This is a genomic window from Deinococcus sonorensis KR-87 (assembly GCF_040256395.1).
In the GTDB taxonomy this organism is placed as follows: domain Bacteria; phylum Deinococcota; class Deinococci; order Deinococcales; family Deinococcaceae; genus Deinococcus; species Deinococcus sonorensis.
Window position 1 is genome coordinate 277647 of record NZ_CP158297.1, and the last position, 22104, is coordinate 299750.

Annotated in this window: 15 protein-coding genes; 3 read left to right on the plus strand and 12 right to left on the minus strand. The window is 70.8% G+C overall.

Going from position 1 to position 22104, the window contains the following annotated elements:
* Nucleotides 1–612 (minus strand): hypothetical protein, encoded by a 612-nt coding sequence (locus ABOD76_RS02445; protein WP_350241133.1) that lies wholly within the window; start codon nucleotides 610–612, stop codon nucleotides 1–3.
* Nucleotides 613–1106: 494 nt separating this feature from the next.
* On the opposite strand from ABOD76_RS02445, the gene ABOD76_RS02450 reads away from it, so the two are divergent.
* Complete coding sequence (locus tag ABOD76_RS02450; RefSeq protein ID WP_350241134.1) at nucleotides 1107–1616, plus strand: NUDIX hydrolase; 510 nt, start codon at nucleotides 1107–1109, stop codon at nucleotides 1614–1616.
* A 498-nt stretch (nucleotides 1617–2114) separates the two neighbouring features.
* On the opposite strand, the gene ABOD76_RS02455 is transcribed toward ABOD76_RS02450, so the two are convergent.
* The 8 genes from ABOD76_RS02455 to ABOD76_RS02490 form a co-directional block, all read right to left on the minus strand.
* Nucleotides 2115–3413 (minus strand): NPCBM/NEW2 domain-containing protein, encoded by a 1299-nt coding sequence (locus ABOD76_RS02455; RefSeq protein WP_350241136.1) that lies wholly within the window; start codon nucleotides 3411–3413, stop codon nucleotides 2115–2117.
* Nucleotides 3414–3636: 223 nt separating this feature from the next.
* Nucleotides 3637–5013 (minus strand): serine hydrolase domain-containing protein, encoded by a 1377-nt coding sequence (locus tag ABOD76_RS02460; RefSeq protein ID WP_350241137.1) that lies wholly within the window; start codon nucleotides 5011–5013, stop codon nucleotides 3637–3639.
* 572 nt (nucleotides 5014–5585) lie between these two features.
* Nucleotides 5586–6416, minus strand: a complete 831-nt coding sequence (locus ABOD76_RS02465; protein WP_350241139.1) for a PRC and DUF2382 domain-containing protein — start codon at nucleotides 6414–6416, stop codon at nucleotides 5586–5588.
* Between the two features lie 326 nt (nucleotides 6417–6742).
* The gene (locus ABOD76_RS02470; RefSeq protein WP_350241141.1) at nucleotides 6743–10567 is read right to left on the minus strand and encodes a PAS domain-containing protein; all 3825 of its coding nucleotides are present in this window, start codon (nucleotides 10565–10567) and stop codon (nucleotides 6743–6745) included.
* A gap of 155 nt (nucleotides 10568–10722) precedes the next feature.
* Complete coding sequence (locus tag ABOD76_RS02475; protein WP_350241143.1) at nucleotides 10723–12207, minus strand: potassium/proton antiporter; 1485 nt, start codon at nucleotides 12205–12207, stop codon at nucleotides 10723–10725.
* A 93-nt stretch (nucleotides 12208–12300) separates the two neighbouring features.
* Nucleotides 12301–12639 carry a hypothetical protein gene (locus ABOD76_RS02480; protein ID WP_350241144.1) on the minus strand — a complete coding sequence of 113 codons (339 nt, stop codon included), beginning with the start codon at nucleotides 12637–12639 and terminating at the stop codon, nucleotides 12301–12303.
* A gap of 415 nt (nucleotides 12640–13054) precedes the next feature.
* Nucleotides 13055–13495: a hypothetical protein gene (locus tag ABOD76_RS02485; protein ID WP_350241146.1), complete on the minus strand. Its 441-nt coding sequence runs from the start codon at nucleotides 13493–13495 to the stop codon at nucleotides 13055–13057.
* 257 nt (nucleotides 13496–13752) lie between these two features.
* A complete protein-coding gene (locus ABOD76_RS02490) occupies nucleotides 13753–14499 on the minus strand; it encodes an SDR family oxidoreductase (RefSeq protein ID WP_350241147.1) in 747 nt (248 codons plus the stop codon).
* A 210-nt stretch (nucleotides 14500–14709) separates the two neighbouring features.
* Here ABOD76_RS02490 and ABOD76_RS02495 point away from each other — a divergent pair, with 210 nt between their 5' ends.
* On the plus strand, nucleotides 14710–15114 hold the full coding sequence (locus tag ABOD76_RS02495; RefSeq protein ID WP_350241148.1) for a hypothetical protein: 405 nt from the start codon (nucleotides 14710–14712) through the stop codon (nucleotides 15112–15114).
* Between the two features lie 420 nt (nucleotides 15115–15534).
* Nucleotides 15535–16365, plus strand: coding sequence for a tryptophan 2,3-dioxygenase (locus ABOD76_RS02500; RefSeq protein WP_350241150.1), 831 nt, complete (start codon nucleotides 15535–15537; stop codon nucleotides 16363–16365).
* 4 nt (nucleotides 16366–16369) lie between these two features.
* Here the strand turns inward: ABOD76_RS02500 and ABOD76_RS02505 are convergent, their stop codons facing one another.
* The 3 genes from ABOD76_RS02505 to ABOD76_RS02515 form a co-directional block, all read right to left on the minus strand.
* Nucleotides 16370–17833: an amidase gene (locus ABOD76_RS02505; protein ID WP_350241152.1), complete on the minus strand. Its 1464-nt coding sequence runs from the start codon at nucleotides 17831–17833 to the stop codon at nucleotides 16370–16372.
* Nucleotides 17834–18258: 425 nt separating this feature from the next.
* A complete protein-coding gene (locus tag ABOD76_RS02510; RefSeq protein ID WP_350241154.1) occupies nucleotides 18259–19041 on the minus strand; it encodes a 3-hydroxybutyrate dehydrogenase in 783 nt (260 codons plus the stop codon).
* A gap of 36 nt (nucleotides 19042–19077) precedes the next feature.
* Nucleotides 19078–22098: an AAA family ATPase gene (locus ABOD76_RS02515; RefSeq protein WP_350241156.1), complete on the minus strand. Its 3021-nt coding sequence runs from the start codon at nucleotides 22096–22098 to the stop codon at nucleotides 19078–19080.
* Nucleotides 22099–22104: the final 6 nt, after the last annotated feature.

The window sequence follows — 22104 nt, forward strand, 5'->3', positions numbered from 1 at the left end:
CTACCCTTCCTCCTGCAGCGGTGCGACAGCGAGGCGCAGCAGGTACGGGCGACCATTCGCCAGTGCGCCGCCGTAACGCTGCCGCAGCGCGAACAGCTCACGCTGCAATGCCTTGGCCTGCGCCTGGTCGAGGTACAGCACGCCCCAGGAATCCCACACCGCCGGCTGCTCGTCCGACAGCAGGTCCATGAAGAACGCGTTCTCCTGCTCCCCGGGCGCCGGACGGGGCTCGACGTTCTCCGACACGTGCCCGCCCGGCTCGCGGTACACATGAAGGCCCAGCGGCCGACCCCGTCGCCCGGCCGCCTCCACCCAGGCCGCGCCGATGCTGCGCGACAGGCGCCGCTGCGCGCCCTGGAACAGCACGTCCCCGAGCTGCTGATCAGACTCGAGCGGCGTGACGTCAAAGGGAATGAACAGCGACCCAGGCGCCCGGTACAGCGGCATCGGACGGCCCCGCCTGGGCTGCTCGCCCACCCGGACAAGCAGACCGAAGTGAACGAACTGGCGGATGCGTGACGTCATGGTGGTCAGCGGCACCCCCACCTCATGGGCGGCGTCCTGCGCGGTTCGGCTGGCGCCCAGGAATGGCGCGAGACTCGCGCGGACCACGGGATCAAGCAGCCGCCTCGCCGCGTGAGGCGAGACCACCACGAGCTGGTCAGCGCGGACAGGAAACACCGCTCCACCATACCGGAAGACGGCGGTTTGCCCGGAAGCGGACGCGGTGGGCAGGATGGACAGGCGTCGCCCGAACGGTCCGGTCATGGATGGGGCCGACGTCAACTTGGCAATTGGCTACTGTACGGGTCTGCAGACGACCGCCCCCGTGACGGTGACCGTCCGAGCTGACTTCCGGTGCTCTGGAGTGACGCCATTGAGCTGGACGGAGACCGCGGGGTCATCCGGGGCGCGTTAACTCCAGGTGGAGGTCATCGAAGGCAGATGGACAGGAGGGCACCGCAGGCGGCAGGCAGATCGGTGCGGGCACGATCCCATTGATCTCTAGGTGAGCGATGACAGAACACAGCGCAGAGTCCCCGGCTGGCCAGGCAGCGGCGATGCGTTCCAAGGGCCAGGTCCCGCAGGCTGCGTATGCTGTCGACATGACGGCCAGGGAGAGTGCGCTCCTGCAGTTCTTGAGGCGTCATGGCACCTTCGACGGCTGGCAGGAATCGTGGAACAGCGTTCCGCTGGCCTTTCGGGTTGGCCTGACGCACGCGTTGCCTCCTCGCGACTTCATCGCGTCGGTCCGCACCCTCGTGCTGCGCGGTGATGATGTGTTGCTGGTCCATGCCGAGGTGCCGATCCTGACGCTGGGGGGTCGGCCGGAAGCGGGAGAAACGTTGCACGAGGCGCTGATTCGTGAGGTGGCGGAAGAGAGTGGCTGGCATGCTCGTCCGCTGAGCATCATCGGGTTCATTCACGCGCAGCACCTCGATGAGCAACGGCCCGCCTGGGGTCGGCCGGCGCCACACTTCGTGGATGTGGTGTTCGCATCGGAAGCACTCGAGTTCGCGCCGGGGCGACAGGATGCTGGCGAGTGGCCGTGCGAGTTCATTCCTGTTGCGGCGGTTCACGAGGCCGGTGTCCACCCGATCGACGCGACGCTCTAGCAAGCCGCCGTGGCCTGTCGCAATGGAGCGCCGAACAGGGGTGACCACCCTCTCGAATGAAGGCGCCGCTGCAGGTGATCCAACCTGTCTAGGGCAAGCTGCCGTCGCCCCGTCGTGAGACGGGGCCGCTGCGCCCAGCGGCCCTCACCGGCTGATGTGCAGCCGGAGGCGCCTTCCACACCGCCCCCATCCTTCCGTTGAGCCTGCGGGAGCAGGATGACTCGTCCACGTACACCTGCGCCCTGGTCATCACAGGCCACTCAGTGCGCTGCGGCTCCCGGTTCATCAGGCATGCCCGTCTGAGTCGAACGCACGGTGCTGATGGCCAGCAGGTTCCAACCGAGGCAGCCGCATACGGAAGCCCCATTCGTGGCATAAACCCACCGGGACGGTCAGCCGCAGGGTGCGGCCCTCAGCACCCAGGTGCAAACCTCGCTTCTGATCCACCGCTGTCTACCGACATTCCGGGGACGAACCCCATGTTCTCCCAGAGGGGCTTCAAAAGGTCACGTTGATCGAGACCCCAATTCTGGAGAAGTACGTGCCAAACCGGTAATAGATATCTGTGCCGCCAGGGAGGAAGCCCTGAATACGGAAGGCAGCCTGTGCGACGGGCATCTCCGGTCCCGGCGCCTGCGCGTAGAAGCGCACATGGCGTTTCGTGACGTGGCCATCCCCGTAGGCTTCGCCCAGATTCTGGGCGACCGTATTATGCAGGTCATCATCCGCCAGACCCAGGTCTGCGATCGGGGCCTGCACGGGTGGATCAACGGTCATGGACAGCACGGCATCCACCCAGGTGCCGTTGGGCACTACCTCGGGCACGCCAAGCAACGTCGCCGTGAGCTTCAGCGGTTTCTCGGTGACATGCAGCGGCGCGCTGGCAAGGTCGCGCCCGTTCTGACTGGCCACCACGGTGTAATCCTGCTCCAGCAGCAGCTCATTGGGATATGGGTCGTCTGCCGTGAGCCGACTCGCGAACAACTGGAGTTGGGCGTCGCCGTTGCCAGCCACCAGAGGCGTCTGCAGGTCCAGCGGCGACACGGTGAAATTCGGGTACGTGGGGGAGGCGTGGTACACCAGCCGGAGATTCACTGGGCCGGCAGGGAAACCGGTCAGATGGGCCTTCAGGGCTGTTCCATGCAGGTGATACAGCTCCAGACTGGCCCTGTCGAGGGTGAGGTGCGGTTGGGTGGTGGCCTGGCAGGAGATGGTGGGGTTCACCCAGTCGGCGTGATCGTAGAAGTTCCCGTCTCCGGCATCCGTGACACGCAAGCTGAGGCTTGACTTCCCGGTCAGGTCAGCCGTGAGGGTCTTCGGCCCGTCGCTGCCGCGCACCACTCCACTATCGGTCAACTTCTTCCCGTCCGCCCAGACCTCGAACACCACCGAGCCCTTGGTGCCAACCTCGTCGTCAATGCCCACCGTCGCGGTGAAGCTGGTGCAGGTCGCCCCTGCGCTGGCCAGGCTGTAGCGGAGTTCCGAGGTGGAGTGCACGCCGTAGCCTTTGGCATAGACCTGCCCGCCAATGGTCAGGGGATTCCCGTCCAGCTGCTGCCGACCGCCATTGCTGCGGTTGACTTCAATCGGTCCCCAGCCGCTGCTGGCGTACGTGGGCTTTTCGTAGCCCAGGGTATTGGTGCCGGGCGTCAGGCTGAGGGCCGAGAGGGCGCTGGACGTCCACGGCTGGGAGGGGTGGGCGGCGTACTCGGCGGCGTACGGGTCGGTGGGCGAGGTGGCCTGCTGACCGCAGGCAGCGAGCAGCAGGGAGAGGGCCAGCAGGGCAGGCTTCTTCATGAATTCCTCCTGGCCCGACAGCGCGGCGTCGGATGAGGGCAACAGGCCAAGCCAACCTTAACCTTTCCCCCGAACGGATGCCGCGCAGATGCTTGTGTTCCTGATCACCTTGCCTTGCCCTTACCTTCATGTGTAGGACGAAGCGTCACAGGGTTGGGAAGACGGGCCTGCTGCCGACGGCTGTGGTTGGAACATGCTGGTTGGTGTGGGTTCTCCTCCACGCTCAGTCCAGGCCTACCCGCTGCCGGTAGGCGGCGACGGGCCACGCTCGTCCACCCCCCTGGCGCACCCACTCGATGTCCCCGGATGCCGAGCGCTGGAACTGAAGGGGCTCGCCGACCGCACCGAACCCGGCTTCCGGTACCGGCATCAGCGTTTCGGTGTCCACCACGGTCCATTCCGTGACGCTCAGGGTCGGGTCGCCCTGGGGCGTGAGGGAGACCAGGCGGCCTTCCAGGTTCACTACATCAAACACGCCCCAGTCGGTGGCAAAGCGCCCGGTGAACCGGTCCAGGTCAACACCAGGCGCGTCAGTACCCTCCTTCATCGGCGGGTTCATCGCCAGGTCGATCAGCTTGATGATGTTCGTTGCCCATTCCGTGGCGGGGCCGCCCAGGCAATTCGTGAGGACCGACACGGTCAGGCCGGAGTTCGGGTCGACCCACGTCTGCGTGATGTGCCCCGGGAAGCCGCCCGAGTGGCCCACCACCGTGCGGCCCCCGATCTCCTCCACGATCAGGCCCAGCCCATACCAGCGCTTCACTGGGCGAGTGATCTCGGATTCCCGGCGCTGCATCAGGCGCCGCGAGGCGTCCGTGAGCAGCTCGGCGCGTCCGAGGACATGCACAGCGAAGAAGGCCGTGACGTCTTCCGCCGTGCCGTAAAAGCCGGTGGCTGCCGCCATCGCCCGGGTATCCGAGGACGGCAGCACCCGACGGGGATCATTGCCGGCCAACCGACCGCTGTGCCCGGCGGCCAGCTCGGCCTCGCGTTCCACAGGCAACTCCGGCCCCAGGTGGGTGAGCCCAAGTGGCCCGATCACGTGCGAGGCCATGTACTCCGCGTACGACTGGCCGCTGGCCGCCTCAAGCACTAGCCCCAGCAGCGAATACCCCATGTTCGAGTACTTGAAGTACTGGTCCGGCGGATATACCAGCTCGGCGCGGCACAGGGCAATCAGGGCCTCACGGTCGGGAAAGGCGTGGAGCTGCTGCCAGTAATCACTGTCCGCCCCGTCGCGGTTGATCCCGGACTGGTGTCCCAGCAGGGCCCGCAGCGTCAGCGCCGCAGCGGGCGAGCCGGCCAGCTCCGGCAGCCAGCGACCAGCCGGGTCGTCCAGGCGCAGCACGCCACGCTCCGCGAGCTGAAAGATCGCCGTCGCCGTGAAACTCTTGGAGTGGGAGGCAATTCGAAACAGGTGCTGCGGGGTGAGCGGCTGCCCGGTGGCCTCGTTCGCCACGCCCAGCGCAAACGATGCGGCCAGCTGATCTCCGACCCGCACCGCGACCTGAACGCCAGGGACCCGCGCCAGGTCCCGCTGGTAGTCCAACCACGATGGAAGGTAGGAGCTCAGGGCACGGACCGTATCCAGGAGAGGCATGCCTCTACGGTAGCGCCTGCGGTGGGGCGGAGCAGCACGCTGACCCGACCAGCGGATCGCCTCCAGGGAACGTCCGGTGCTGCTGGACGCGGGCTCCCTTCCACCGTGGCCTGGAAGCGCGCACCATGCCAGGTGTTCTGCCCGCAGGCAGACGGGTGCAGACGGCTGCGCCCTGCGATCGCTCCGTTCGACCATGAACCCTGACGACACCTTCCCCTGTTCTCACTTCCCCTACCTCAGAGCAGATGTAGAGGAGTCTCATCGCAGGAACCCAGGATCTGCGCCAACACGATCAGGAACAGAATCGCCAGAACAGGCGAAAGCCAGGCGGGCTTAGTGCCAGGTCCGTTGGGTCTCGTCCGCAAGTGACTTCGAGGGTCAACGCGGAGCAGGCGGTCAACCCATCTGCAGGGATGGTCCTGGGGTGCTCGGTGGGCAGGGTCCCGCTGCCCGGCATCAGCAGCGCAGCTTGTGTGAACCAACCTGTCATCTTCAGCGACGTGCTGCGCGTGGCCCTGACTGAAGGCAGAGGGGACGACCAGCTGGTCGTCCCCTCTGCCTTCAGTCTGTGGTTAGTGGCGGCCTGAAGTGTCGTCGGTGTCGACGTCACCGGTCTTGTTGACGTCGAGCACTTCCTTGCCGACAGTCTCCGTGAAGGTGCGCTGCTCACTTTCGGTGCGCTTGCCGACCTCCACCTCCTCGGTGACGTAGGCCTGCTTCTGCACGTTGGCGCGCTCGGCCTCCAGGTCCACCCGGATCGTTTCGCTGTCGCTGCCCAGCGTCACGTTGCCGTCCACCGGACGCGGGTCGCTCACCGGGTGACGCTCGATCACCACCTCGTCGTGCGAGAGGTTCACGTTGACATTCTCGGTGCGGGTCTCCACGTGCTTGCCCACCTCAACCGAACCGGCCCGGTAGCGGTCCTTGTTCACCTGTAAGCGCTCTTCCAGCAGCTGCAGACGATCCGGGGTCCGGAACAGACTCTGGTCCTGGTAGTGGTCGGCCGCGCGGGCCGCCACGCCAGTCGTGGCCGGTGCCTGATAGTCCGTGCCCTTCAGCACGCGGAGGTCCGACACCTGCGCCTCGTCGCTGTGCATCTCGCCAGCGCTGTAGGCCTGGAGGTCACGGACCTGGTCCTTGGTGAGGGTGTCGAAGTACACCGCGTCGTCCTCGATGCGGGCGAGGCCGACCGGCACCAGCACCTCTTTGCGGGTGAACCAGCTGCCGGCTTCGACGAGCAGGTAGCGGATGGTGCCGCCATTTTCGGTCATGGCATCCCGCACGGAGCCGACCTGTTCACCGCCGGCGCCGTACGCGGGCAGGCCGATCAGGCTGGTCTGGGCCTGGCCCAGGTCATAGTTATGGTCGCGAACAAGCTCGGACAAGGGGGTCAATACAGTCATGTGGAAGCTCCTTGAGAAGTGAGGCGCAGGACGGGTCAGCCGACCTCAGAGCGGTTGCCGCTCGCACTGCTGAGTCACAGCTGAGTGTTCAGGATCAGAATTTTTTTACTGCCAAACTTTGGTGAAAAAGTCTTTCGAAAGCAAACCTGCTACCAAACATAAAGAATTACAGTTCAACGAATGAAGGAAACCGGATTCCTGAATAAAAAGAGCTGATGAATCACCCTGATCGGGCCTGGCCAGCGGACCACCGTCTCCCGTTCCCGAAGGACGCGCGCACCTCTGATTCGTGTGCTGACCGCCCCGCATTTGCGTCCCGCAGCGCCTCAGGCTTGGGGTCTGTCGGTGGAGCGGAGCGTGAAATGCACGGTCGTGCCGACGTCCGGCGTGGACTCCAGCCACACCGTCCCGCCGTGCCGTTCCACGATCTTCAGGACGATGGCCAGGCCCAGCCCGGTTCCGTCGTACTGCTCTCGGGTGTGCAGCCGCTCGAACATGCCGAACACGCGCTGCTGGTACTCCGCCGGAATGCCGATCCCGTTGTCCCGGACCCGGAAATGCCACATTGCGCCGTCCCGCTGGGCATCGACCTGAACTTCGGGCGTGACGCCAGGCCGACGGAACTTCACGGCGTTCCCGATCAGGTTCTGGAACAGCTGCGTGAGTTCGCGTCCGTCGCCCAGCACGGCCGGGCATGCGCCGACCTTGACCTCGGCGCCGGTAGACCCGATGGCGGCCTCCAGGCGGCTCAGGGCCTCACGCAAGGGCTGTTCGGTGGGGACGGCGCGCAGCGGGGCGCGTTCGGCGTTCAGGCGGGAGAACACCAGCAGGTCGTCGATCAGCCGCTTGAGGCGCGTCGCGCCAGCGGTCACGCGCGAGAGGTACTGTCGCCCGCGGTCATCGAGGGCCTCGCCGTACCGCAGGGTAAGCAGGTCGCTGAAACTGGCGATGGTGCGCAGCGGCTCCTGCAGGTCGTGGCTGGCCACGAACGCGAACCGCTCCAGTTCGGCGTTGCTGCGCTGAAGTTCCCGGTTGGCGGTGGCCAGCGCGTCCCGCTGCGCCTCCAGGTTCGTGGCGGCCTGCGCCCGCTCCAGCGCCAGGGCCAGCGTTGCGGCGGTGCGGCGCAGCAGGTCCTGTTGACCCGCGGACCACGCGCCCGGACCAGCCCGCCAGGCGACCAACGCGCTCACCACCTGATGCTCCGCGGTCACCACCGGCTCAACCGCACAGGCCACCGCGTCCAGCCCGGGCACGTGGTCCGGAGCCTGCGCGTCGCTGTCCAGGTACGCCGCCTGGCCGGACGCCACGACCCGGCGGAGCACCGGCGTGTCGGCCAGCGTGAGCGGCTCGCGCGCCAGGGTGGCGCGGACCGCGTGCGGCACCTCCCCCCAGATGTGCACGGGAGGTTGGTGCGCCTGGTCGACCGGGACCACCATCACGCACGTCACGTCCAGGGCGGGCCCCACGGTCTCCAGCGCCCGCGCCACCACGTCGTCCGGGGACGACACGACCTGCAGGGCGTCGCCCAGCGCAGCCAGCACTTCCGCCCGGCCGCGCGCCTCCTCGCGTTCGTGTTCGGCGCGGGCCCGGTCGCTCACGTCAATGGCCACGCCCACCATGCCGTTCACCTGACCCCGCTGGTCCTTGAGCGGCTGGTACCAGCCTTCCATCGAGAGGCCCTGGAACGTCCCGGTCTGGTGCACGGTCTCGCCCGCCAGTGCGCGCTTCATCGGCTCCAGCACCTCCGGCGCGTCGCCGTAGAGCGCCTCGGCACGCTGGCCGACCAGCGCGTTGGGCGTCTGGCCCAGCGCGGCGAGCGCGGCACCAGCCGACAGCAGGTAGCGGCCCTGCCGGTCCAGTGCGAACAGGATCAGCGGCGCGCTGGACACCACCGCCTGCAGCACCGCCGCCAGTCGTCGCTCCTCGCTGATGATGCGGCCCTCCGGAATCAGCAGCGTGATCCGCCCCTCTTCATCACGCACCGGTTTGAGGGAAAAGTCGATGGTGGCGGTCTGGCCGTCCGCGCCCAGAATGTCCACGTCGTAGCGCACCGTCTCCCCTGCGGCCGCGCGGTGTACGGCGGCGCGCACCTCCTGACGGTCTGCCTCGCCCCGCCACCAGGGCGTGTCCCACAGCGGCGTCCCCGCGACGTCCTGGAGCGTGACCCCCGCGAACTCCAGGGCGGTGCGGTTCGCTTCGATCACGGTGCCGTCCGGATGCAGCACGCCGATCAGCTGGAACTGGCTGTCGAAGACGCTGCGGAAGCGCCGCTCACTCTCCCCCAGCGCCCGGGTGCGCTCCTGCACCCGCTGCTCCAGCAGGGCGTTGAGGTCCTGCAGGCTTTGCTGGGCCTCGACCTGCGGGGTGACGTCAGTGTGCACCCCCACCCACTCGCGGATGCGGCCGTCCACGTTCAGTACGGGCACGGCACGCGCATGGAAGTGACGGACGGTGCCGTCGGCCACCCGGACCCGCTGGAGGACGTCCAGAGCGGAGCGGGTCGCCACTGCGCGGTGCCACGCGGCCAGCGTGGAGGCGCGGTCCTCCGGGTGCAGGGCGTCGGACCAGCCGTACCCCTGGTAGCGCTCGCTGGCCTGGCCGGTCAGCGCGGCCCACCCCGGCTGGTCGCCGAGCATTTCCCCGCTGGGGCTGTTGGTCCACACCACCTGCCGCGTCGCGTCGACCAGCGAGCGGTAGCGCTGCTCGCTGTGGTGGGCCGCCTCGTACAGCTGGGCGTTGTCGAGGGCCAGGGCAGCCCGGTCCGCGAGCGCGCGGGCCAGCTCGAGGTCCGCCTCGCCGTACGTCCGCGACGGCTGGGTGGTGGCCAGGCCCAGCACGCCGATGTGCCGGCCGCGCACGGTCAGCGGCACATTGATCACCGAGTGGAGTCCCATGGCATAGAACGCCTCTCGCAGGTCCCGCTCGGGCAGGTCATCGACGACGCCGGGCGGCACCACCGGCACCAGCACCGGCTGTCCGGTCTGCAGCACCCAGGCGGGCGAAGCGACGGCGCGCGGGTCGTGCGGTGCCTGACCGAGAAACCGGTGCAGCAGCGCCACCTGCTCCGGGTCCGGGTGGGCGGCCGCCACCGCCACCATCCGGCCGCTGTCGTCCGGCAGGTACACGGCCGCCCAGTCGGCGACGTGCTGGATGGCCAGGGTCGTGATGCTGTTCAGCGTCGCCTGAACGTCCAGGGACCCGGCCAGGGCCGTGCCGGCCTCCGCCAGCAGGCTGGCCCGCGCGTGGGCGGCCTGCAGGGCGTCGTGCTGCCGGGCGCGCTGCAGCGCCTGGGCACTGAGTTCCGCCAGCTCCAGCAGGTGCGGCTGCCGGTCTGGCCGGACGTCCCCCTCATCGTCAAAGGCGAGGGTCAGGCTGCCCAGCACGCACCCGTCCGCGACCAGCGGCAGCGCGGCAAAGGCGCGCGTGCGGGCGTGCAGCAGCGGCAGCGCCGCGCTGTCCTCCCGTTCCAGGTCCCCGCGGGTGGCGAAGACGGCCCGGTTCGCCCGGAAGGGTGAGCCCAGCGGGGTGCCGGCATCAGCAGCAGCTCGCGCCCAGAGCCCCTCGAGGCGCTGGTCTTCCCCGACGGACCCCACGCTGTCCGGCGTCCCGTCTTCCGCCAGCAGCATCAGGTGGCCTGCGGAGGCGGCCGTGCTGGGCACGACCTGCTGCAGGATGACGGCCTGGACATCCAGTGCCGTCCTGGCCTGCGTCAGGATCCTGGACAGGTCCAGCACGCGGCGGAGGCGCTCGACCTCCACGGCCGCGTCTGCCGGGGGAGTGTGTTCAATGAGCACCACCAGCCCGGCGGCGCGGCGCTCCGTATCATGCACCGGCAGCACCGTCCCCTTGACTGGCCGAACACCTTCGGTGGTGGTCATGGTGAAGCGCAGGGGGGGCTTCGGCGTCCCGTCCGCCAGCGCCGCGTGGCAGGCCCCGAGCACCGGGGCGGGCAGTACCTGAGCGAGCGGCTGTCCCCGGGCCGCCTGGCCACCGGCGTCTGTCAGCGTCCTCAAGGCGAGGTTGACGTGGAGCACCCGCAACGCGGCATCCACGAGCACCGCCCCGGCGGAATGCACGTCAAGCAGCGTCTGGATGGTGGTGAGATCCCCATACCATCCGGCCGGGGCGGGGGCGTCGGGTGGACCAGGCACAGCCCAGTCTAGGCCCTGCACCCTCCCGCCTGGGACGAATTTTCGGCATGCGCACCACAGCGCCAGCGGACCTCCAATCCAGCACGAGCAGGGCGCGGACAGAAGCGTCCGCGCCCTCACCTGTCCGCGCATGACCTAAGCCATCGGATGAAGGGTCACCCCGAGGGCAGGGTCTTGGGACGTTCGATCCGGACGCGGACCTCATTCACAAACTCCTGGCTGCCCAGCACCTGAAGCTCGTCTCTGGCCTGGATCATGGTTGACCCGTTGGGCACGATGTACTCCCCGTCCCGGTGAATCAGCAGGATCAGCGCCTCAGGCGGGAACCGCAGGTCCACAATCCGTTCGCCGACCACCCTGGACTGTGGGGGGACCACCACCTCGACCAGGTCGTTCTTGCCCGCCCCGGTGGGCGTGAACAGCAGGCGCTGCGTGTTGGGTCCGGCCTTCTGCTCTTCCACCTTCAGCCACCGCGCGACCAGCGGCAGCGTGGTGCCCTGGATCAACAGGCTGGTCAGCATGATGAAAAACGCGACGTTGAAGATGATGTGCGAGCCGGGCAGTTCTTCGAGCAGTGGAAATGTCGCCAGGATGATCGGGACCGCTCCACGCAGCCCGACCCAGGCCACCATGCCCTTGTGGTGCACCGGCATGCGGACCAGGGCCAGGCTCACGAAGACGGCCAGGGGCCGGGCCACGAACATCAGGAACAGCGAAATCAGCAGCGCCGGGACCGCGATCAGCGCGACCTGAGACGGGAAGACCAGCAGGCCCAGCAGCAGGAACATCCCGATTTCCAGCAGGTAGGTCAGCCCCTCGTGCCACTGGCGCAGCGAGCGCTGGTGCACGAAGACACTGTTCCCCAGCACCACCCCGGCGATGTAGACCGCCAGGAAGCCGCTGCCTCCAAGCAGGGCGGTCACGGCATACACCAGGCCCACCAGCGCCACGGACAGCACGGTGTAGAGGCCTTCTGAGGGGAGGTTGATCCGGTTGAAACTGCGCACCGCCAGCCAGCCGAGCCCCAACCCGACCGCGGCCCCCAGCAGCATCTGCCGGGCGAACAGCAGCAGCAGCTCGGTCCAGGAGGAGTCGGGGTGGCCGATCAGCGCGGTCAGCCCGATCACCAGGAACACGGCCATCGGGTCGTTGACCCCGGACTCGAATTCGAGCAGCGGTTTGATCTGGCCCTTGAGCCCGAGCGCGCGCTCCTTGAGGACCGAGAAGACCGCGCTGGCGTCGGTGCTGGACACCACCGCGCCCAGCAGAAAGCTCGTCAGCCAGGGGAGGTTCAGCAGCAGGTGCGCGATCACGGCGATCAGGCTGGTGGTCAGCAGCACCCCGACGGTCGCGAGCGCCAGCCCGCCACGCAGCGCGGGCCGGGTGTGTTTCCAGTTGGTTTCGAGCCCGCCGGAATACAGAATGAAGGCCAGGGTGATGATGCCGACCGCCTGGGTCAGGTGATAGTTCTCGAACTGGATGCCGCCCGGGCCTTCACTCCCGGCCAGCATGCCGATGACGAGAAACAGGACCAGGCCCGGCACACCCAGGCGTCCACCCAGCTTGCTGGCGAGCAGGCCCACCAGCAGCAGGACGGAGATGATCAGAATCGGCAGGTCAATTGGATTGATGTGGTTCATGGCTGCCTCCCGGAAGACCGTGGCGAGATCCAGAGGCGCTGGGTTGATCCGCGAACACCGACCCGGCCGTATTGCGACCAGGCCACTGAAACGTCATACACCCGGGGCGCTTGAGTGGGCCTCGTGGGCGAGTTCTGTGTCGATAAAGGCCTGCAGCGCTTCACGGAAGTCGCTCCCGTCTGCGGGCAGGCCGGCGGCCTGCACGGCATCACGAATGGCGGCCGACAACAGCTGCGAAGCGGTCCGGGTCCGGCTGGCCTCCATCAGTTCCGCGAGCTGGGCGAGCCAGAACGCATCTGTGGCCTTCAGGCGCAGGGTGACCTTGGTTTCCGGCAGGTCTCCGCTCAACCCACGGGCGGCCCGTTCTTCCATCACGCCCTGAACCAGGCCCTGAACCCGGGTTTTTGCTTTGTGTGGCATGGTAACCTCCACGTCTCAATGTGCCACGATTTCATGGCAATTTGCTGGCAATCTTTGCAAGGACATGACCCTCAGCCAGGCCAGGCGCGGCTTCTGCCTTGCGCCTGGCACGCAGGTTCAGATGCCGCGGGCTGTGGCTGAAGCGTTCCTTCCCGGGGATGACGCGCGCACCTCCGCCCCACCAGACCCGTGCGGGGAGGCGTCGACGAATGCGGTGGCGACCGGGGGTGCCCCATCAGCCGCAGCGGCCACGGGCCCGGGGCAGATGCGTTTCGCCCTGCTGCGCCGGGTGCCCTGAACCCACTCCGGCTGAACGGAACTCCGGATCAGCGGTCCAGACTGTGCAGGCAGGGGCAAGCACCCCGGCCGAGCGGTTGCCCACCCATGCCCGAACCGGACCACGTCCGGTGCCCGCTGCGACGACAGCTCAGCGGTCGTGACGCAGGCCCAGCACGCGCTCTCCTTTCGGCGTCAGTTCGTAGGCGTCGCTCAGGCCCGACTTGTCCCTCGCCCCCCGCGGTTTGAGGTACCCCTCGCCGACCAGCTTCCGCACCATCAGCTCCTCGAACCGGCTCCTGGGCCGGTGGTACGGGGCCATCGCCTCCAGCAGTTCCGGCTGGTGGATCAGCCGGGGCCGCTCCCGGATGGCCCCGTCGTCCGGGTCGCCCACCATGGCGCGCAGCACGTGCGGCAGCAGTTCACTGAGGCGCGCCGACCCGCCCTGGACCGGCGACGCTTCCGCGGCTGGACCGGCCCGGCGGCCTGCCGGTTCCTGCGCGGCGCTGGGCTTGCCCGGACCGGACGACCCCCGGCTGAGATGCCGGAGATGGTCCGGCAGGCGCTGTTTGATCGGACGATCGGGGCTCATGCTTCAGGGTACCGCCCCAGGGCCTGTTCGGCAGCAGCGTCGTCATCACCGGGCCCTCGGATCAGCGCGTCATTCGCTCACCAGGTCGGTCCCTCCTCACGGCGCCAGTCCGGCCTGACCCGCACCCTGTTGACCGTGCCCCACGGCGTCCTGACCGACCCAGCCGCGTGACCTGCGCCCAGGAACACAGCACCGTCCCCTGACGCTGGCCAATGGAGGTGGGGGGCCGGTCGCCGCGGGTGGTGTGGCCCCCAGCTTCAGCGGCCGCCGGCCACATCCAGGAACGTGCCCGTCACGTAGGAGGCCTCGTCCGAGAGCAGCCAGACGATCGCCTGCGCCACCTCCTCCGGGGTGCCGCCGCGCCCCAGCGGCACCGAGGAGGCCAGCCGCGCCACCCGCTGCGGTTCTCCGCCCGACGCGTGAATGTCAGTGCCGATCAGCCCTGGGCGGACGCCGTTCACCCGGATTCCTTCCGCCGCGACCTCGCGGGCCAGCCCGGTGGTGAGGGAGTCGACCGCGCCTTTGGACGCCGCGTAGTCCACGTACTCGCCCGCCGAGCCGAGCACCGCCGCCCGCGAGGACACGTTCACGATGGCCCCGCCCCGCCCCCCGTAGCGGGTCGACATGCGCCGGACGGCTTCACGCGCGCACAGGAAACTCCCCACCACGTTCGTGGCGAACACCCGCTGCAGGCGGGCCGCGTCCATCTGCTCCACCCGCGCCTGCTGCTCCAGCACGCCGGCATTGTTCACCAGTGCCGTCACCGGCCCGAACGCGCGGTCCACCTCGGCAAACAGCCGGGCAACGTCCGCTTCCACACTGACGTCGCCCTGCACGCTCAGCGCCTGACCGCCCAGGTGCTCGATGTCCTGCACGACCTGCCGCGCGGCATCGGCGTCCTGCCGGAAGTTCACGCCCACAGCGTACCCGTGGTGGGCCGCGAGTCTGGCGGTGGCCGCCCCGATGCCTCGCCCCGCTCCAGTGATGATGACGGTTCCCTTCACGCCTGAGTGTATGGCCTGGCCCCCACCGGCTGGAAGCGCGCCGCTGGAGCGGCGGAAGCGGCAGGACGGCAACGTGCGACGACACCCGCGCGCTGCTGGGGACGGCCTCACCGATCCCCGTGATCCTGGCGGCGGTCTCGGCACCGTGGGGCCGTCCCCTCCACCCGCCTGCGTCAGCCGGGCGTCACCTGCACCGGCCAGACTCCACGCATGTCACGCTCGTTTCCTCTGCTGCTTGCCCTGCTCTGCACCACAAGTTTCGCGCGGACCGCGGTGCCCGCGCCGCTGATCGGCATCTGGGAGCAGGATCAGCCGGTGCAGACCGGCGCTCCGCCCGCGCGGCTGGCGATCAGCGGCGCGCAGCTGCGCGGCACCTACGGCTGTGGCCGCTTCGAGGGCCGTGTGAGCGCCGCGGCGAATTCCCTGACCGTCCGCGCGTCGATGCTGCCGCCCGCCCCGAACGAACGCTGCCTGTACGCCACCACCCTGCCGTTCGTGCATGACCTGAACACCGTGCAGCGCTACGTGGTCTCGCGCGACCACCTGCTGGTCTTTGCCGCCGGCACCCGGCTCAGCTTCAACCGCATCGGCTTCGTGACGCCCGCCGAGAAGTAGGCCGGCGGTCGGGGCGGCACCTGCCTTCCCGCGGCTGAGGCGCTCCGGCGGATGCTGTGCCTTGCCCGCCCCGCCCACATCTCCTAAGCTGAGCCATGTCCACTCCGGCGCGCACCGGGCGCACGAACGGTGCCAACAGCATCGCGTGTGTGGTGCACGCCTGGTGGTGCGCCCGTCTGGGACGCCCGCTGCCGGTGCCCAGCTGAAGCCGCTGGCGTTCCGCCGACTGCGTGGCGCTCACCGACCGTGGCGCCGCCTCATCTGAAGGGAAGAGATGACCATGCCCCATTCCGCTGTCGCGTCTGCCCTGGCCCGCACCCGGTGTCCAGGCGTCCACACCGTGCCGCCTGGGGATGCGGCCGCCAGACCCGGGGCGGCCTGGCGCCGCCTGGGTGCCCGCCCCTGGACGGTGGGGGCCCGGTGAGCGGCCCCGACACCCCGGAGCAGGCGCACGCTGATTTCAGCCGGTCACTGAGCTACGGCGAGTACCTGCGGCTCGACGAGCTGCTGGGCGCGCACCAGCCGCTCACCGGCGCCCACGACGAGCACCTGTTCATCGCGGTGCATCACGTGTCTGAAGTCTGGTTGGGCCTGATCGTGCGGGAATTGCGGGCGGCCATGGCGCTGCTGGAGGCGGGGAGCGTCGACGGGCCGCTGAAGATGCTGAGCCGGGTCGTGCAGGCGCAGGTGCAGCTGACGGCGGCGTGGGACGTGCTGTCCACCATGACGCCCACCGACTACCTGACGTTCCGCGGCGCGTTCGGGCAGGCGTCGGGCTTCCAGTCCGCGCAGTACCGCACGCTGGAGTTTCTGCTCGGCAACCGCCACCCGGCCCTGCTGCGACCGCATGCGCAGCGCCCGGACGTGCACGAGCCGCTGCAGGCGCTGATGCAGGCCCCCACCCTGTACGACCTGACCCTGCGGCTGCTGGCCGCCCGGGGCCTGCCGGTACCGCCCGCTGTTCTGCAGCGGGACGTCTCACAGCCGTACGCGGTGGACGACGCGGTGCTGGAGGCGTGGCTGCAGGTCTACCGGGACCCCTCCGCCTACTGGGAGCTGTACGAGCTTGCCGAGAAGCTGATGGACGTGGAGGACCACTTCCGGCGCTGGCGCTTCGCGCACCTCACCACCGTGGAACGCGTGATCGGTTTCAAGCCGGGCAGCGGCGGCACCAGCGGCGCCGGGTACCTGCGCCGGGCGCTCGAAACGGTGCTGTTCCCCGAGCTGTGGGCGGTGCGCACCCGGCTCTGAGCGGTCACGGGGGCAGCAACCGCGGGGCCGCGCGATGCCGGGTCGCCTGCTCGTAGTCGTGGGCCAGCGCGAGCAGCCGCGCCTCGCTCCACGCGCGGCCCACGAAGATCAAGGCGAAGGGCGCGCCGCTCGCGTGCTGCCCGGCCGGCACCGTCACGCCCGGCAGGCCCGCCACGTTGATCTCCGACACGGTGGTCGCCTGGATGTCGTCCGGGCCGTGCAGCGGCGGCAGGTCACCGAGCCGCTGCGGGAACACCAGGGCGTCGAGCGTGTGCGTGTCCAGCACCCGGTCCACGCGCCCGCGCAGGTCCGCGCGCGCGGCGTGGAAGCGTCGGAGGTCCGGCAGCGCCTCCGGGGCCGCGAGGGCCGCCGCGAGCCGGTGACGCAGGTCGCCCAGCACCTCCCCGGCGGCGAACGGGTCGCGTCCACCCAGGCGACGCAGGGCCGCCAGGCTGGGCGCCGGGCCGTGCGGGTGGCGGCGCAGGTAGCGGTCCAGGTCGTGCGGCAGGCATTCGAAGCCCAGCGAGCCCGGCAGGGCCCGCACGGCCGCCGCGAATCCCGAGCCCGCGAACGGGTCCTCGATCAGCACGCCGCCCAGCGCCCGCAGGTCGTCCAGGGCGCGGGCGTACAGCCGCTGCGTCTCGGCGGACGGCGCCTGATCCCGCCAGCCGGGGCCGTACAGGCCCAGCCGCCGGCCCTGCAGGGCGCCCCGCCGCAGGCCGGCGAGGTACGCCCCCGCCTGCAGGGACTGGCCCGCCATCACGCCCAGCAGCAGCGCGGCGTCCCGCACCGTGCGGGCGTGCGGGCCGATCACGTCCCGGGCGGAGGCGCTGAGCGGCACCGCGCCCTCCGTCGGCACCAGCCCGAAGGTCGGCTTGATCCCCACCAGCTGCTGCGCCGCCGCCGGGTTCTGGATGGAGCCGGCGGTCTCCTCCGCCAGCCCGGCGAACGCGAGGTTCCCCGACACCGCCGTGGCTGTGCCGGCGCTGCTGGCCCCAGGAGCGAGGGCCGGGCACACGGCGTTCAGCGTCGGCCCTGCCCAGCTGCTGTCCGTGCGGGTCAGGTCGTAACTGAAGGCGGGCACGTTCGTCTTCCCGAGGATCACCGCGCCGGCGGCGCGCAGCCGCGCCACCACCGGCGCGTCCTGCTCGGGCCGCAGGGCGTGCCCGCCGGCCGCCTTGCTGAGCGGCGCCCAGCCCGCGGTGGTGGGGAGGCCCGCGACATCCACGCTGTCCTTGATCACCAGCGGCAGCCCCGCCAGCGGCCCGGGCGGCTCACCCGCGGCGAGCCTGGCATCGAGGGCCCGCGCGTCCGAAAGCGCCCGTGGATTCAGCAGCACCACCGCGTTGTACCGCGGGTTGAACCGCTCGATGCGCTCCAGGTACCGGCTGGTCAGCTCCTCACACGAGCGCTCGTGGCGCCGCACGGCCGCCTGCAGGTCCTCGGCCGTTTGTTCCTCGATGTCCACGCGCCCTGCCTCCTGTCCGGAAGGCCGCCGGCCTCCCCGCGACCATGCTGGCAGGTCCTGATGTGGCCTGACCACGGCTCAGGTGCAGGCCGCCTGCATCCGCTGGCCAGGAGAGCCCTGCGGAACATGGGGCAGGACCGTCCGCGAGCCAAGGTCAGGTGGGCCAGTACAGGGCCGCGGTTCACGCCCTCCGGGAGAGCTCGGACCGGGTGGATGCGGGGCCCACACCGGCCCGGAGACCACCGTTTCTGGCCGCACCTGCTGGGCACGCCTGCGGCGGGGGCGTCGCAGCGCCGCCGCTGGACGTGCGCTTCTCGGCGGGATGGGAGGGGCCTCAGCAGGGCGTCCGGACGCGCTTCCCTGTGAAAGGCAACGGCGGTGTCGGCGCATCTGGAGGCGGCGGCCGGCCGTCCCTTGCCTGCACCCTAGCGGGCGGTCCAGCCGAGATCGAGGTCCAGCACCGCGCCGGTCATGCCCCACGCGGCCGGGCTCACCACGTACTGCACCAGCGCGGCGACGTCCTGCGGCTCCAGCAGGCGTTTGATGGCGGCGGGTTCCAGCATCACCTGTTCCACCACCTGCTGCGGGCTGAGGCCCCGCGTGCGCGCCTGGTCCTGAATCTGCCCGTCGACCAGCGGTGTGCGGACGTACGCGGGGCAGATCGCGTTGACGGTCAGGCCCACCGCCGCCCCTTCCAGCGCGGCGGTGCGGGTCAGGCCGATCAGGCCGTGCTTGGCGCTGACGTACGCGCTCTTGTAGGGACTGGCGACCTGCGCGTGGATGCTGGCGATGTTGACCACCCGGCCCGCGCCGGAGCGGCTCAGCGCGTCCCAGCCGTAGCGCATCAGCAGAAACGGCGCGGTGAGCATCACCGCGAGCATCCGGTCCCAGGTGTCCTCAGGGAAGCTGCGGATCGGCTCGATGTGCTGGAAGCCCGCGTTGTTCACCAGCACGTCGAGGCTCCCCAGGGCGTCGAGCGTGGCGTCTACCGCGGCGCGGCAGTCGTCGCGGCGGCTCAGGTCGGCGGGGATGAACGTCAGGCCGTCGTGATCGGCCACCGCGCGCGCTTCCGGGCGGTCAAGGTCGGCCACCGCCACCCGCAGGCCCTGCTGCTGCAGGCTGCGGGCCACGGCCAGCCCGATGCCACTGGTGCCGCCGGTGACGAGGGCCGCGCGCGTTTCGGGTGCGGGTTCAAAGGTGGAGGTCATGGGCTCAGGGTAGCGGCCCGGCGTCACAGTGGCGTCTCACGGCGCGAGGCTGGTCAGCGCGCGGTAGAGCGCCACCGTCTCGGGCAGCGGCGTGAGCCCCAGGCTGCCCAGCGCGCCGCAGCACGCGGTGTAGGCGCGGTGGACGCCGGCCGCCACGCCCAGCTGGTAGCGGGCGCGCATCAGCACCCGCGCGGCGCTCTCCTCGGCCGGGTCGAGCCGCAGGGCGTGGTCCGCGAGCGTCTCGGCCAGCAGGGCCTGCCCGGCGGCCAGCGCGGCGGCGCCTTCCGCCGCCAGCGCGGGCGGCAGCGCCGAAGCATAACGGGCCGCCGCTGCCTGGACAGCCTCCAGGACGCTGTCCGTCACGCTGGACGGCAGCCGCAGCAGCCGCTCGGAGCGGCCTGGCGTGCCGGGCGGCTGGGCCAGCAGCGCCTCGGCGCCGTGCAGGTCCACCTGCAGGTCCGGTCCCGGGCGCAGCCGCAACCACTCGCCGCGGTCCAGGAAAAACCCGCTGGGCGCGCCCGCCTCCAGCAGCGCGCCAAGCGCGTGCAGCGTGACGCGCAGGTTGCGCTCGCCCACCCCCGGCTCGCTGTCAGGAAAGAGCGCCTCCTGGGCCGCGTCGCGCGCCAGTCCGCCGGGCGTCACCGCCAGCAGCGTCAGCAGGTCCCGCGCCTTGGCGCGGCCCCACTCGCGGACCTCGTGGCCCGCCACGCGCAGCGACAGCTGGCCGAGCAGCTGCACCTGCACCTCATGGCCCGGGTGGCTGTCCGGGACGCCGGACGGGTACCCGAGCGCCGCCTCGATGCCCTGCAGCGTCCAGGGCAGCTGCTCCCGGCGGGCCGCGACGCGCAGCGCCGACAGCACCCGCGCGCGGCCCGCCCGGCGGCGCGCCGGGGCCAGCAGCGACGGCCGGCTGAGCAGGAACGGCGCGCGGTGCGCGGCCAGCAGCGCCGGCAGGGCTGGCCCGACCCCGGCCGCGAAGCGGGCCAGCTGCACCGCGTCCTGGCCGAAGGTGTCGCCGCACGCCAGGAATTCCGCGGCGGCCTCGTCCAGCTGGGCGTGCAGGGTCTGCAGCGTGGCCGGGTCGGGCGCCTCTGTGCGGCGCTGCAGCCGGTGGACGGTGCCGAGGGCCGCCGTGAAGCGGGCCAGGCCGCACATGTACCGGTCGCCGCTGTGGCCTGCGGCGTGCAGCGCGGCAGGCCGGTGCCCGCCGTCCTGCCCGGCCAGCGCCTCCAGGTACGCCAGGCCCATGTGCGCTTCCACCGTCAGGCGCGGCGCGATGCCCTGCGCTTCCTCCAACGCCGAGCGGTACGCCGTCTCCGCCGGCGGGTCGTGCCCGGCCGCGAGCAGGGCGTGCCCCTGGCGGGTGCGGGCCAGCGCGCGGACGAAGGGACTCTCCAGCCGTTCGCCTTCCGCCTGCCCGGCGGCGGCGCGGTCCAGCGCGTCGTGCGGCTCGCCCAGCAACGCGCTCAGGAAGCTGTCGAGCAGCAGCGCCTCGCGGTGGTTGCCGGCCGTCCGCTCCCCCACCTCGCCGCTGGCCGCCTGACGCGCCAGCAGCAGGGCGCGCTGCAGGTCGCCGCGCCGCAGGGCGTAGCGGGCGCTCAGCGCGAGCGCCGGGTCCAGCTGCAGCGCCCGCTCGAGCTGCCCGGCGTTCAGGGCGTTCTCCGCCTGCATCCGGTCCACCACCCCGGGGTCCGCCTCCCGCAGGCGCAGGTCCTGCAGCAGCTCGCCCGCCAGCGCCGGCTGCACCGTGTCCAGGTACACCTGCACCTGCCCGAGCGGGCCATCCGGGTGCGGCGCGCGCCGGTAGGCCTCCAGCGCCTCGGGGTACCGCGACGCCGCGCGGTGCGTGTCGCCCAGCAGGGTGTACAGCGCCGGCCACTCGGCCCAGCACTCGCCCGGGAGCCGCACCAGCGCGCGCTCCACCATGCGCCCGCGGCCAGCGCGCAGCCACGTCCGCCCGTGCAGGGCCAGCAGCCGCGCCGCCGCCATCGGCTGCTGGCCCTGCAGGTGCGCGGCCACGGCGCGGCGCGGGCGGCCGGTGTGCTCGTAGTGCGCCGCGCCGCGCCGCGCGAGCAGCACCGCGTCGTCATCACTCAGCTGCGCGCGCAACCAGGCGCGCAGCAGCGGGTGGGCACGGAAGGTGTCGCCGGCGCGCGTCAGGAAGGTGCCGCCGCCCGCCAGCGCCGCCAGGAACGCGCCGGCGTTCGGCTCGTCCAGCACCTGCGTGAGCAGCCCCTCGCTCAGGTCCTCGAAGACGCTGGAGCGCGTCAGGAACACCCGCAGGTTCTCGTCGAGCGGGCCCAGCACCTCCCGCGCCAGGTAACTGAACAGCGTGCCGAGCCCCTGCGCGTGCGGGTCGAGCGTGTCGAGCTCGCCCGGCGAGATGCGGCCCTGACGCAGCGCCTGCGCCAGGAACCGCGCCGCGATCGGCCAGCCCTCGGTGAGCCGGTGGGCGGCGCGCAGGTGCGGGCCGGTCAGCTGCACCCGGTTGGCCTGCATCAGCGCGGCCAGCTCATCGGGGGTGAAGGCGAGCTCCGCCGCTTCCAGCCGCCGCGCCTCACCGCCGAGCTCCAGCGCGGTCAGTTCCGGCCAGTCGAGCGGGGTGCGCGACAGCAGGGCCACGCGCGCGCCGAGCAGCGCCCGCAGCACGGCCGCGGCCTCGCCGTGCGCCGCGTGCTGCGCCTCGTCCACCACCAGCGTCGCGCGCTGTTCCTCCAGCAGCCGCGCGGCGCGCCGGGCCAGGCTCAGCGGCGCCGCGCCCTGGTCATGCAGCACGCCCAGCTCATCGGCGCCCGGCAGGCCCGACAGGGCCAGCGCCAGGCCCGAGGCCAGCACCCTCGGGTCGTGGTCGTCCGGGTCGAGCGTCAGCCACGCGGCCGCGCCGAGCGCCTCCAGGTGCGTGGCCAGGGTGGTGGTCTTGCCGTACCCGGCGGTGGCCGTGACCAGCAGCACCCGCGCGGAGGTCAGCGCCTGCGCCAGCCGGGGCCGCGCCAGGGCGCCCGCCACCTGCGGCGGCCGGGCGCGGCGCGGCGCCGCGTCGTCCCGCCACCGGCTCACCGGTCG